The sequence below is a fragment of the Simplicispira lacusdiani genome (assembly GCF_003604195.1).
GTDB lineage: Bacteria > Pseudomonadota > Gammaproteobacteria > Burkholderiales > Burkholderiaceae_C > Simplicispira > Simplicispira lacusdiani.
In genome coordinates this window covers 19,062-30,683 of the sequence record NZ_QXGR01000013.1, presented here as the reverse complement: position 1 = coordinate 30,683, position 11,622 = coordinate 19,062, and the positions used below count along the sequence as shown (strand labels likewise).

Annotated in this window: 10 protein-coding genes; 1 reads left to right on the top strand and 9 read right to left on the bottom strand. The window is 70.1% G+C overall.

Annotation, left to right across the window (positions count from 1 at the left end; all coding sequences use genetic code 11):
• Nucleotides 1-34 precede the first annotated feature (34 nt).
• The 5 genes from D8S75_RS15670 to D8S75_RS15650 all read right to left on the bottom strand — a co-directional run bounded on the left by D8S75_RS15670 (nucleotide 35) and on the right by D8S75_RS15650 (nucleotide 4,455).
• Nucleotides 35-898, bottom strand: coding sequence for a PhzF family phenazine biosynthesis protein (locus D8S75_RS15670; RefSeq protein ID WP_119967294.1), 864 nt, complete (start codon nucleotides 896-898; stop codon nucleotides 35-37).
• 25 nt (nucleotides 899-923) lie between these two features.
• Nucleotides 924-1,544, bottom strand: coding sequence for a glutathione S-transferase family protein (locus tag D8S75_RS15665; RefSeq protein ID WP_119967293.1), 621 nt, complete (start codon nucleotides 1,542-1,544; stop codon nucleotides 924-926).
• 5 nt (nucleotides 1,545-1,549) lie between these two features.
• Nucleotides 1,550-2,737, bottom strand: coding sequence for an aminotransferase-like domain-containing protein (locus D8S75_RS15660; RefSeq protein WP_119967292.1), 1,188 nt, complete (start codon nucleotides 2,735-2,737; stop codon nucleotides 1,550-1,552).
• A 133-nt stretch (nucleotides 2,738-2,870) separates the two neighbouring features.
• Entirely contained in the window at nucleotides 2,871-3,821 is a 951-nt protein-coding gene (locus tag D8S75_RS15655) for a DMT family transporter (RefSeq protein ID WP_119967291.1), read from the bottom strand.
• A gap of 34 nt (nucleotides 3,822-3,855) precedes the next feature.
• Nucleotides 3,856-4,455 carry a LysE family translocator gene (locus D8S75_RS15650; RefSeq protein WP_119967290.1) on the bottom strand — a complete coding sequence of 200 codons (600 nt, stop codon included), beginning with the start codon at nucleotides 4,453-4,455 and terminating at the stop codon, nucleotides 3,856-3,858.
• A gap of 142 nt (nucleotides 4,456-4,597) precedes the next feature.
• Here D8S75_RS15650 and D8S75_RS15645 point away from each other — a divergent pair, with 142 nt between their 5' ends.
• Nucleotides 4,598-6,061 carry an aminotransferase-like domain-containing protein gene (locus tag D8S75_RS15645; protein WP_119967289.1) on the top strand — a complete coding sequence of 488 codons (1,464 nt, stop codon included), beginning with the start codon at nucleotides 4,598-4,600 and terminating at the stop codon, nucleotides 6,059-6,061.
• A 151-nt stretch (nucleotides 6,062-6,212) separates the two neighbouring features.
• Here the strand turns inward: D8S75_RS15645 and D8S75_RS15640 are convergent, their stop codons facing one another.
• The 4 genes from D8S75_RS15640 to flgJ are packed head-to-tail and all read right to left on the bottom strand — an operon-like array spanning nucleotide 6,213 to nucleotide 11,583.
• Nucleotides 6,213-7,451: a YuxH family protein gene (locus D8S75_RS15640; protein ID WP_119967288.1), complete on the bottom strand. Its 1,239-nt coding sequence runs from the start codon at nucleotides 7,449-7,451 to the stop codon at nucleotides 6,213-6,215.
• Nucleotides 7,452-7,479: 28 nt separating this feature from the next.
• A complete protein-coding gene (gene flgL, locus D8S75_RS15635; RefSeq protein WP_119967287.1) occupies nucleotides 7,480-8,700 on the bottom strand; it encodes a flagellar hook-associated protein FlgL in 1,221 nt (406 codons plus the stop codon).
• Nucleotides 8,701-8,720: 20 nt separating this feature from the next.
• Nucleotides 8,721-10,673, bottom strand: coding sequence for a flagellar hook-associated protein FlgK (flgK, locus tag D8S75_RS15630; protein WP_119967286.1), 1,953 nt, complete (start codon nucleotides 10,671-10,673; stop codon nucleotides 8,721-8,723).
• A gap of 16 nt (nucleotides 10,674-10,689) precedes the next feature.
• Nucleotides 10,690-11,583, bottom strand: coding sequence for a flagellar assembly peptidoglycan hydrolase FlgJ (gene flgJ / locus D8S75_RS15625; RefSeq protein ID WP_119967285.1), 894 nt, complete (start codon nucleotides 11,581-11,583; stop codon nucleotides 10,690-10,692).
• Between the last annotated feature and the right edge of the window lie 39 nt (nucleotides 11,584-11,622).

Genomic DNA, 11,622 nt, shown 5'->3' with positions numbered 1-11,622 from the left:
GGGCCATGCCTGGCAGTGGAGGGGGGTCAGGAGGTCACAGCAGCGCCGTCCCCTGGATGCAGGTGACGGCCTGGCCGCCGACCCAGACCTGGCCATCGTCGTCCTGGGCGATGTGCACGCGCCCCGCGCGGCCCAGGCATTCGCCCTGCGCCACGAGGTACTGGCGCGGCGCCAGGCCCTCGGCGATGAGCCATTGCGCCAGGCTGGCGTTGAGGCTGCCGGTGACCGGGTCCTCGGGGTTGCCCATGGGCGCGGCGAAGGCGCGCACGGTGACGCCGGGCTGGCCGATGTCGCTGGCCGTGGGCGCCACATGGACCACGCCCACGTCCTGGCCCAGGTCCTTGAGGCGGGCATGGTCGGGCTGCAGGCCGAGCACGGTCTCGGCGCTGGGCAGCAGCAGCGCCAGCCAGCGCGGCCCGTTGTCGAGCAGCTGGGCCGCCACGATCTGCTGTGGGCGCAGGCCCAGGGCGCCGGTCACGAGGGCCAGCAGGGCTGGGTTGGGCTGGCTGCGCTGCAGCGGCGGGGCGGCGAAGGCCAGCAGGTCGTCCTGCTGCTGGATGCGCACCAGCCCCAGGCCGCATTCCTGCACGATGCAGCCGGGCACGCGCGGCGCGTGGCCGGCCTGCAGCCAAGCGTGGCAGGTGCCCAGCGTGGGGTGTCCGGCGAAGGGCAGTTCGCCGCCGGGCGTGAAGATGCGCACGCGGTAGTCGGCGCCGCCCGCCAGGCCGGCTTCGGTGGGCGGGAGCAGGAAGGTGGTTTCCGACAGGTTGGTCCAGGCGGCGAAGCGCCGCATGTCGGCGTCTTGCAGGTCGTCGGCCTCCAGGACCACGGCCAGCGGGTTGCCGTCGCCGGGGCGGCGGCTGAAGACGTCGATCTGCTGGAAGGGGCGGGCGTGCATGGTGGTGCTCCCGGTTCAAAGGTGCTCAGGCCAGCGGCTGGTCCAGCACGCCGCGCGCGCCGGGCCTGTCGCACAGCGCCTGGTACCAGCGCTGCAGATGCGGGCGGTGCGGCCGCTCCTGCGGCAGGCCCCACCAGCGGTGGATTTCACAGCCGGCGGGGATGTCGGCCATGGTGAAGTGTTCGCCCGCCAGGTAGGGCTGCTGGGCGAGGTGGGCGTCGAGCAGGTCCAGCAGCGGCTCGGTGGCCGCGACCGATCGGGCGATCTGGGCGGCGTCGCGCTCCGCGGCCGGCGTGCGGAACCATTGCATGAAGGCACCGCGCCCGGCCGGGTTGAGCGCGGTCTGTTGCCAGTCCATCCACTGCTCGGCCACGAAGCGCGCGGGCAGGGCCTCGGGGTAGAGGCCGCCGGGTGAATGCCGGGCGCAGAGATAGCGCACGATGGTGTTGGATTCCCACAGCACCACGTCGCCATCCTCGATCAGCGGCACCAGTCCGTTGGGGTTGCGCGCGAGGTACCGCGGCTCGCGCACCAGGCCGAAGGCGCCCCCGGCGTCGGTGCGCTGCAGGGGCAGGTTCAGCTCTTGCGCGGTCCAGACGACCTTGCGCACATTGATCGAGGTGATCCGGCCCCAGAGGCGCAGCATGGCGGTCAGCCCTGGCCCAGGCGGGCCCGGATGGCGGCGGCGAGCGCGGCGATGCCGGTGTTGATCTGCGCGGCGCTGGCCGTCACGAACGACAGGCGCAGCGTGCGCACGTCGGCATTGTCGGCATAGAAGGCGGCGCCGGGAACGAAGGCCACGTTGCGCTCCACGGCCTCGGGCAGCAGCTCGATGGCGTTCATGCCCTGGGGCAGGCGCAGCCACAGGAACATGCCGCCCTGCGGGCTGTTCCATTCCACGCCCAGGCCGGCCATCTCGCGCTCCAGCGCTTCGAGCATGGCGTCGCGCTGGTGCTTGTAGAGCGCGCGGATGGTGGGCACGTGGCGGTCGAGGAAGCCGCCCTTGATGACCTCGGCCACCATGCGCTGGTTGAAGCCGGGGGTGTGCAGGTCGGCCGCCTGCTTGGCCTGCAGCAGCTTGGGGAACACGGCCTTGGGCGCGATGACGTAGCCCAGGCGCAGGCCCGGCGCCAGCACCTTGGAGAAGCTCCCCATGTAGATGCAGCCCTCGGGGTTGCGTGCCGTCAGGGGGGCGGGCGGCGGGTTGTCGAACCACAGGTCGCCGTAGGGGTTGTCCTCGACCAGCGGCAGGCCCAGCTGCGCGGCCTTTTCCACCAGCGCGGCGCGGCGCGCATCGCTCATGGTGCGGCCCGTGGGGTTCTGGAAGTTGGGCAGCACGTAGAGGAAACGCGCCTTGCCGGCGCCGCTGCCCACCTTGGCGGCCAGGTCGTCGATCAGCACGCCTTCGTCGTCGCTGGCCACGCTCACCACCTGGGGTTCCATGGGCGTGAAGGCCTGCAGCGCGCCGAGGTAGGTGGGGGTTTCGACCAACACGCGGCTGTCCTCGTCGATCAGCACCTTGGCGATCAGGTCCAGCGCCTGCTGCGAGCCGGTGGTGATGAGCACCTGGTCGGGGTCCACGTTCCAGGGCAGGTGTTCGGCGATGGCCTGGCGCAGCGGGGCATAGCCCTCGCTGGCGGCATATTGCAGGGCGGCGGCGCCGTCGTGGCCGAGCACCACTTCGCAGGCCTTGGCGAAGGCCTCGACCGGAAAGGTCTTGGGCGAGGGCAGGCCCCCGGCCAGGCTGATGATGCCGGGCTTCTCGGTGACCTTGAGGATCTCGCGGATCACCGAGGGGTTCATCTTCGCGGCGCGTGCGGCCAGGGTCCAGTTCGTCATTTCCAGTCTTCTCCAATGTGTGCGCAGGGGGTGGGGCGCAGCCAGTTTCCTATGAAAAGCCATTGTGTGGCCGGGCGGCGGCCCGGGGTCGGGCGCCGGGCCAATAGCTTAACCTCCCGGTCTGTTTTCCGGCTCAGGGTTTGCCGCGCACGGGCATGCGTCTTCCCGCCAAAACGGTTGCCATCACTGCCAGGCCGAAGCCCAGGCTCACCGCGTCCAGGCGCTCGCCCAGCAGCGGCACGGCGAACAGCATGCCCAGGAAGGGCTGGATGAGCTGCACCTGGCTCACGCGCACCGTGCCTCCCAGCGCCAGGCCCTGGTACCAGGCGAAGAAGCCCAGCCACATCGAGAACACCGATACATAGCCGAAGGCGGCCCAGGCCGTGCCTGGCAGCGGCGCCTGGGGCCAGGACAGCCATGCCAACGGCAGCGTGGCGGGCAGCGAGAGCACCAGCGCCCAGCAGATCACGGCGTCGGCGCGCATGTGGTGCGACAGCCGTGCGCCGTAGCCATAGCCCACGGCGGCGCACAGCACGGCGCCCAGCAGCAGCAGGTCGGCCGGGTGCAGCGCCAGGCCCGACTGGCCCGAGCGCAGCAGCGCGAAACCCACGACCAGCGCCGAGCCCAGCAGCGCGCAGGCCCAGAAGGCGCCCGAGGGGCGCTGGCGGTGCAAGAGCGCGCCCACGGCGGCGGTGGCCAGCGGCAGCGCGCCCACGATCACGCTCGCATGCACGGCGCCCACGTTGCGCATGGCGATGGAGCTGAGCAGCGGAAAGCCGAACACCACGCCCAGCGCCGTGAGGGCCAGCGGCCCCCAGTCGGCCCGGCGCGGCAAGGGCGCACGCTGCGCGATGAGCAAGAGCGCGGACAGCACGCCCGCCACGGCCGCGCGCCCCATGGCGATGAACAGGCCCGACATCTGCGGCGCCTCGGGCGTGCCCACGGCCAGGCGCGTCATGGGCAGGGTGAGGGCGAAGATCGCCACGCCCAGCAGACCCAGGGCCAGCCCCCGGGTTTCCTGGCGGTGCAGGCCGGGTGCGGGGCCGGGGCGCAGTGGCGCGCTGGCGGGGGGCGAGGTGCTCATGGGCGGGCTCCGGACGGTGGTGGGGCGGAAAGGGTCAGGCGGTCGTCATCCAGGCGGCGGTGGCGGTCAGCACCCCGGCCATGGCGCGGTTGAACCACAGCAGACGCCGGCCCTGGGCCAGCCACTGGCGCAGCAGCGCGCCGGTGGCGGCATAGGCCAGGTTGCTGAAAAACGCGAACAGCAGCATCACCGGCAGCACGACGGCCAGACGTTGCAGGGCGTCGCCGCGCCCGGCGATCCAGCCCGCGACGATGGTCAATGCCAGCAACCAGGCCTTGATGTTGACGAACTGCAGCAGCGTGCCCTGCCAGAAGCCCACGTTCAGGCGCGCGCCATCGGCCTCGGCCAGGCGCGCGGTCTGGCTCAGTTTCCAGGCCAGCCACAGCAGGTAGCCGATGCCCACGGCCTTGATCGCCAGGCGCAGCAGGGGCGCGGCCACCACCAGGGCGCCCACGCCGCCAGCGCACAGCAGCAGCAGCGCCGACCAGCCCACGGGCACGGCGCAGACGAAACGCATGGCGTGCGGCAGGCCCCGGTTGGCGGCCAGCGCGGTCGAGAGCGTGGTGTTCGGGCCGGGCGAGAAGCTCATGACCGTGGCGAGCAGCAGCAGGGCGGTGAATTCGGCGAAGGGCATGGCGGGTGGGGAATGCAGGCGGGTGTTCGCGGTATTGCAGCCACTGTACGGGCGATTTCCGCTACAGTGCCAATACAGTGAATCCGACAAACACACAAACTGTGCTGGTGCAGTCATCGGTACACCCGGAGAATGCCGCGCCATGCTGATCCGCACCGCCCACCGCACATTGACCGAGCAATTGGCCGACCGCTTCGCCGAGCGCATCCGCTCGCGCCTGCTGCCCGCGGGCGCGCGCCTGCCCTCGGTGCGCGATTGCGCGCGCCAGCAGGGCGTGAGCCCCTACACCGTGGTGGCGGCCTACGACCAGTTGCTGGCGCAGGGGCTGGTGGAGTCGCGCCGGCAGCGCGGCTTCTATGTGCGGGATGTGATGCAAAAAGAGCATCCAGGGCAATATGGACGCGCGGAGGCAGCTACTAAAAACATAGCGCAAGAAGAGGGCGAAGCGGGCTCGCTGGATGGCCCGCTGCCCTCGGGCTCGCACATCAACGCCACGGCGCTGATCCGGGGCATGTTCCACCAGGCATCCAGCCAGCCGCAGCCGGGCGCGGGCGTGATGCCGGCCACCTGGCTGGAGGAGGCGCGCTTCATGCCGGCGGCGCTGCGCAAGATCGTGGGCAGCCGCGCGCTGCAGGACGGCGCGCTCAACTACGGCGAGCCCATGGGCGACGCCGGGCTGCGCCAGGCGCTGGCGCGGCGCCTGGCCGACCTCAACGTGCCGGCGCGCGCCGGGCAGGTCATGACCACGGTGGGGGCCACGCAGGCGCTCGACATCGTGAGCCGCACCTTGCTCCAGGCCGGTGACCCGGTGATGGTCGAGGAGCCGGGCTGGTCGGTGGAGTTCGCCCGGCTCGATGCCCTGGGCATGCGCGTGCTGCCCGTGCCGCGCCGCGCCGACGGCCCCGACCTGGAGGTGATGGCGCGCTACTGCGAAGTGCACGCGCCCAAGCTGTTCGTCAGCGTGAGCGTGCTGCACAACCCCACGGGCTACTGCCTCTCGCCGGGCAGCGCGCACCAGGTGCTGCAACTGGCGCAGCAGCACGGCTTCCACATCGTCGAGGACGACACCTACAGCCATATCGCGCCCGACCATGCCACGCGCCTGACGGCACTCGACGGCCTGCGCCGCACCATCTACGTGGGTGGCTTCGCCAAGATCCTGGCGCCAAGCTGGCGCGTGGGCTTTCTGGCGGCGCCGCCGGACCTGGTGGAGCGCCTGCTCGACACCAAGCTGCTGTCCACGCTGACCACGCCCTCGGTGCTGGAAAAGGCCATGGCGCTGTGCATCGACCAGGGCCAGCTGCGCCGCCACGCCGAGCGCATGCGCCTGCGCCTGGCGCAGGCGCGCGCGCGCAGCGTGCAGCTGGCGCTGGAGGCGGGTTGCCGTTTCGTGTCCGAACCGGCGGGGCTGTTCGGTTGGGTGGACGTGGGCGTGGACACCGACGTGCTGGCCCAGCGCATGCTGGACGAGGGCTACCTGCTGGCGCCGGGCGCGCTGTTCCATGCCAGCCGCCAGCCCAGCACGCTCATGCGCATCAATTTCACGACCACGCAGGAGGCGGCGTTCTGGCGGGTGTTCGAGCGGGTGCGCGAGCAGGTGAAGTGACTCCCCCTGTGGCGCTGCGCGCCTTCCCCTCTCTCGCATCGCTGCGCGATGCGGGACGCCACCAGCGCGGCGGGGCGGCCCTTGCGCGGTGGCCGCTGGTCTGGGCCGCGCCCGCTTGCAAAGTGCGTGGCGGTGGACCGTCTGCTGCGGATCAGTGGGCGGGTCGTGCCACTTCGAGGCTGGAGAGCACGCGCAGCAGCGCGCGGTTGATTTCTTCCTGGTCCAGTTCGTTGTCCTCGCACAACTGGCGGATGGCGCTGGCGTCGTCGGTTTCGAGCGCGCAGGCCATCTCCAGGCTGGGCGCGTAGGGGCCGGTGCGCGTGACGATGGCGTCGTAGACGCGCTCGGACAGCGGGATGCGGTGCAGGATGTTGCCGATGGGCTCGCCCATCAGGTCGTCGAGCTGCGAGAACAGCCCGCACAGGTAGACCTCGCTGCGCAGGTCTTTCTGCAGGCCCGATTCGAGCAGGTGCTGGGTGAGCCGGGCGCGCAGCACCATGGATTCGCGCGCCGGGCGCAGGTCCATCTCGGTGCTGGCGTGCGGTAGCTGGTCGGACAGCCAGCGCTTGATCGAGCCGTAGCCCATCATCACCAAGCCCCGGCGCAGCGAGTCGATACCGGTGCGCAGGCCCAGCGAGGCCGAGTTGGTGTAGACCATGAAGCGGTAGGCCAGCAGCGGGTCCTCGCCCATGATGTCCTCGAAGGCTTCGAGCGACTGCTCGGCCTCGATGGCCTTGAGCAGCTTGAGCAGTATGGCGTGGGAGGGCTGCAGCGGCTGGTGGCGCAGGCTGTAGAGCACGTCTTCGGTGGGCCAGCCGGCCACGGCCACGGCGTTGTGCTGGTCCAGGCAGTGCGAGACCAGGGCGCGGCTGGCGATGTTCTCGTACATCTGGCCGTCGAGCACCGGGCTGGTGCCATGCGCGGGAACGGGGGCGCTGCCCGGACGTGACGGGGGCGCGGCCTGCAGGGCGGCCATGGCGTCCTCGGGGCGCAGGCTCAACAGGCTGTTGTCGAAGCAGCGCGCGATCTCGGGCTCGGGCAGGCGGCCCAGTTCGCCGCGCCAGACCAGGCGCAGCCCGCGCTGGTGGGCCGCTTGCACGCGGGAGTAGATGGCGGAATCGGCGAGCCAGTCGCCCGGCACGTCGATCCAGGGCGTGCCGCGCGGGGCATGCTCCAGCATGTCGCACAGCAGTTGCCGGGTCTGGGGGGAGATCAGCAGCGGTGGCGAGCTGGCCGTCCACATTTCCTGCAGGGTGCGCAGCAGGTGGGGGGCATCGACCTGGGCCACGCCCTCGCCGCGCACATACAGCTGGATGCCGGCCAGGGAACGCGAGCGGCCCCAGAGAGGACGGTAGCCGAGAACCAGACTGCCCAGGACGGATTGGACCATGACGCGTTAGAACCTGTTCACAGGTTCCTTAGATGAATTTGAACAATGAGAGTTGCTGCACCTGGGCATAGGACTTCAGCGCGGCTTCGTACCCGACCTGCTGGTTCTGGAAGTCGGAAATGCCCTTGATCATATCGAGATCCTCGGCGCGCGAACGGTCGTCTTCGAGCTGCACGCCCCGGATGTCCATCTCTCCTTCGATGCGGTCGGCGCGGTTGAGCAGGTCGCCGGCCAGGCCGCGCGAGGATTGCAGCCGGTTCATCGACGAGTCGAGTTCCGTCAGGCCCCGGGTGATGCCGTGGGTCAGGCTGCCGTAGTCGGTGCTGCCGTCGATGTTTCCGCCGTTCTGGATCGTGCTGATGGCGTTTTCCAGCACCTGGAAGACGTTGGTCTGCTGGCTGGGGGCGATGTCGAAGCTGTCGCCGTTGTTGGGCGCGCCCGTGATCTTGAGCGACATGCCGTCGAACGCGATGGTGGTCGGCGTGGTGTAGGGCTGGCCCGAGAGCACGGGGGTCGCGGTCGTGGTGTTCACGACATCGTAGGTGGTCACGCCGCCGACCACGGAGAAGGTGATGCTGTAGTCGTTGCCGGTCAGGGCCGAGGGGTTGGTGACCTGGCCCACGTCGGCCCAGGCCTTGCCGGTGTTGGCGGCGCCCAGCGATACCTCGAACACGCCGTTGCCCGTAGGCACGCTCATCCAGGCGGCCTCGCCGTCGAGCACTTTGGCGATCTGGGTGTTGCCGCTGGCGTGCTGCCCGGGCAATCCGGCGAAATTGAGCGTGGGCGCGGCGCCCGCGAAGGGCGATTGGGCGCTGCCCAGCGCCTGGAACAGCGGCAGGCCGTTGGAATCCTTGCGGTTGGCGTAGCTCATGATCTGGTCGCGCAGGCTCATGAGCTGCTGTGCGATGGCGTCCCGTTCCGTCTGGGTGTGCGTGCCGTTGCCGGCGCTCACCACCAGTTCGCGGAACGCCTGCATGGCATCGCCGGCCTCGCCCAGGGTGGATTCCGCCAGGGCCATGGTGTTGCGCTGCATGTCGAGCGCGCGCAGATCGGTCTCGTTGCGCGACATGCGGGTGATGGCGCGCTCGGCCTGGGCTGCGGCCACCGGGTCGTCGCTGGCGCGGACCACGCGCTTGCCCGAGGTGAGGTTCTCCTGCAGGTTGGACAGCGAGGTCTGGCGCTGGCCGATGTTGCGCAGCGCGATGTCGTATTGGTTGGCCGTGCTCAGCCGGTAGAGTGCGTTGCTCATGGCGGACTCCGTTCAGTCGTTCAGCGCGTCAGCCCCTGGATCAGGGTGTCGAAGATATTCTGCGCGATCTGGATCATCTTGGCCGAGGCCTGGTAGGCCTGCTGGAACTGGATCAGGCGCGCCGCCTCCTCGTCGAGGTTGACGCCGGAGACGGCCGTGCGATCGCGCTCCAGGTTGGCGGCGATGGCCGAGGACAGCTCGGCCGCGAACTGCGCGCTCTGGGTGCGCGTGCCGATCTGCGCCATGGCGCCGGCGAAGCCGTCGGACAGCGTGGCGCCGTCGAACATGGGCACGTCGCGCAAACCCATCAGCGCGCTGGCGTTGCCGGCGTCGCGCTTGTACCAGTCGCCGTAGGCGGGCGCCAGGGCGTTGTCGATGGTCAGTGTGTCGCCCGCCTTGGGCGCGCCACTGACGGTGACCGACCAGCCCGTGGGAGGCGTGAGCGCGTCGTAATTGATGGGTTGGCCCGAGGTGTAGGCATGCACCACGGCGCCGGTGTCCGAGCGGGTGAAAGTGTTCGGGCCGGTGAAGGTGATGGTCACGGGGGCCGTGGCGCCCGGCGGGTTGGTCAGCGCCTTGAGGCCGACCATCTGCAGCGTGCCCGAGTTGTTGGGGCCCATGGCCGCGTTGACCGGGTTGGCCGCCGCCAAGTCCACCGGCGAATACTGCAACGCCTGAAGCTCCGCCGCCGAACCCTGCAGCGAGGTGATCATGAACTGGTCGCCGGCATTGGGCGGGCCGGAGAGGGTGACGCCCAGGCCTTGGGCCGTGAAGACGTCCGCCACCGTGACCGGGGGCAGGCCCGAGCCATCGAAGGTGAAGACCTTGCCGTCCGAGTGCCGCGTGACCGAGCCCGCATCGGCGGCGGTGAAGCTGACGGTGTAGCTGGAAGCCTGCAGCGCCGTGGGGTCGGTCACCGTCAGCCCCATGGTGACGGCCGAGGTGTTGAAGTTGCTGCGCACGGCGTCGCCCAGGCTGATGGGCGCGAACAGGTTTTCGCCCACTTGGCCGTCGAGGGTCAGGCCCAGCCGGTTCTGCGTGTTCATGGACTCGCTGATGGCCACCGCCATGCGGCCGAGCAGGTTGCGGCCTTCGGCCAGGTCGCTGTTCTGGAAGCGCAGCAGGCCGGCGACCTCGCCACCGCCCAGCATGCTTTCGTTGAGTTCCACCTTGGTGGCGGAGCCGGGGGCCAGGAAGTTCAGCACCTTCTGGCCGCTGCCGGCGCCGAAATCGGCCGGGTCGTCGATCGACAGCGTGGCGGCCTTGTTGCCCAGCACCAGGGGCTGGCTGCCGGCCACGAAAACGCTCACGGTCCCGTCGTCGGCGGCCACCTGGGAGGTCTGGATGTGCTGGTTGAGTTCGCGGATCAGCTGGTCGCGCTGGTCGAGCAGGTCGTTGGCGGGCTGGCCGTTGCCCTTGGCGCGCGCGATCTGCTCGTTGATGCCGGCGATGTTCTTGGCCAGGCTGTTGACCGCGACCATGCTGCCCTTGAGCTGTTCGGCCACGGTGTAGCCGATCTCGTCCAGGCGCTGCGAGGCGTCGCGCATGCGCGCGGCCATTTCGTCCATGCGCGTGAGGGCCACGCTGCGCGCGGTGAGGTCGGTGGGGGCGCTCACCACGTCGGAGAGCGCGTTCATCATGTCGTTGATGGAGGCGCCGATGCCGCTGGAGCCGCCGCTGAAGACGTCCTGCAACTGGCGCAGGCGCGCCATGCGGGCGGTGTCGCCCGCGTCCACGGAGGCCGCCGCCGTGGATTGGCGCGTGAGCAGTTCGCTGTGGTTGCGCAGGACGGTCTGCACATCGACGCCCTTGCCGATGTAGCCGCCCCCCGTGAACTGGCCCTGCACGGTCTGCAGCACCACGTTCTGGCGCGAGTAGCCGGGCGTGCTGACGTTGGCGATGTTGTGGCCCGCGGTCTGCAGTGCCACCTGGTTGGCCAGGAGGGCCCGGGACCCGACGTTGAGTAGGCTCATGGTTCAGCTCCCGGTTTCAGGCCATGGCGCGCAGCGCGCTCTGGATGGCGCCGCCGAGCTTGCGGGCGTACTGCGGGTCGGTGGCGTAGCCGGCCTTCTGCAGTTCGGCGGCATAGGCAACGGCCGAATGCGTCTTGGCACGGGCCTGCTCGTAGCGGGGGTTGTTGTTGATCAGGCGGGCATAGTCGCGGAACGAGTCCTCGTAGGAGTCGTAGGCCCGGAATTTCGCCACCACCTTGCGGGGCACGCCGTCCACGTATTCGGTGGTGGTGACCTCGGCGACCTTGCCGGTCCAGCCCTTGCCGGCCTTGATGCCGAACAGGTTGAACGAGCTGGAGCCGTCGGCATTCTTGATCTCGCTCTTGCCCCAGCCGGTTTCGTGTCCGGCCTGGCCCAGCATGAAGCTGGCCGGTATGCCGCTGGCCTGCGCCACGCGTTCGGCTGCATTGCTGTGGAACTGCACGAAGTCGTCGCGTCCCTTGGGGGCCGGGCCGGTGGGAGCGGTCACCGCCGGAGCGGGCGCGGTCCGGGGCGCGGCCTGGCCCAGGCTCAGCGTGGAAGGGGCGGCCAGGTTGACTTCGCCGCCCGCCATCACCTGGGAGAGCTGGCGCGCGATGGCCTCCGACAGGCCGCCGGGGCGTCCCGCCATCTGCACCGAGAGCTGCTGGTCCAGCAGGTCGGTGCCCAGGTCACCCTGCGCGCCGTCGAGCAGGCCGGATTTCATGGTGGCCTCGCGCATGCTCTTGATCATCTCGCGCATGAACAGCGACTCGAATTGCTTGGCGGCCTCGCGCGTGGCTTCGGGGCTGTTCTGGCTGGCGTCGAGCTTGAGCCGGTTGAGCGAGCGGGCATCGGCGGCCAGCGCGTTGGTGGTGCTGGTGCTGCTGGCGGCGGGCAGGGAGAGGGCCATGGTTCAGCACTCCTTGGGCAGGGGCTTCGCGAGCGTGGG

Excerpts from the sequence above, each read along its gene's own strand:
- flgL (WP_119967287.1), bottom strand. The coding sequence starts at position 8,700 with ATGAGCAACGCACTCTACCGGCTGAGCACGGCCAACCAATACGACATC.
- D8S75_RS15645 (WP_119967289.1), top strand. The coding sequence starts at position 4,598 with ATGCTGATCCGCACCGCCCACCGCACATTGACCGAGCAATTGGCCGAC.
- D8S75_RS15650 (WP_119967290.1), bottom strand. The coding sequence starts at position 4,455 with ATGCCCTTCGCCGAATTCACCGCCCTGCTGCTGCTCGCCACGGTCATG.
- flgJ (WP_119967285.1), bottom strand. The coding sequence starts at position 11,583 with ATGGCCCTCTCCCTGCCCGCCGCCAGCAGCACCAGCACCACCAACGCG.
- D8S75_RS15655 (WP_119967291.1), bottom strand. The coding sequence starts at position 3,821 with ATGAGCACCTCGCCCCCCGCCAGCGCGCCACTGCGCCCCGGCCCCGCA.
- D8S75_RS15660 (WP_119967292.1), bottom strand. The coding sequence starts at position 2,737 with ATGACGAACTGGACCCTGGCCGCACGCGCCGCGAAGATGAACCCCTCG.
- D8S75_RS15640 (WP_119967288.1), bottom strand. The coding sequence starts at position 7,451 with ATGGTCCAATCCGTCCTGGGCAGTCTGGTTCTCGGCTACCGTCCTCTC.
- D8S75_RS15670 (WP_119967294.1), bottom strand. The coding sequence starts at position 898 with ATGCACGCCCGCCCCTTCCAGCAGATCGACGTCTTCAGCCGCCGCCCC.
- flgK (WP_119967286.1), bottom strand. The coding sequence starts at position 10,673 with ATGAGCCTACTCAACGTCGGGTCCCGGGCCCTCCTGGCCAACCAGGTG.
- D8S75_RS15665 (WP_119967293.1), bottom strand. The coding sequence starts at position 1,544 with ATGCTGCGCCTCTGGGGCCGGATCACCTCGATCAATGTGCGCAAGGTC.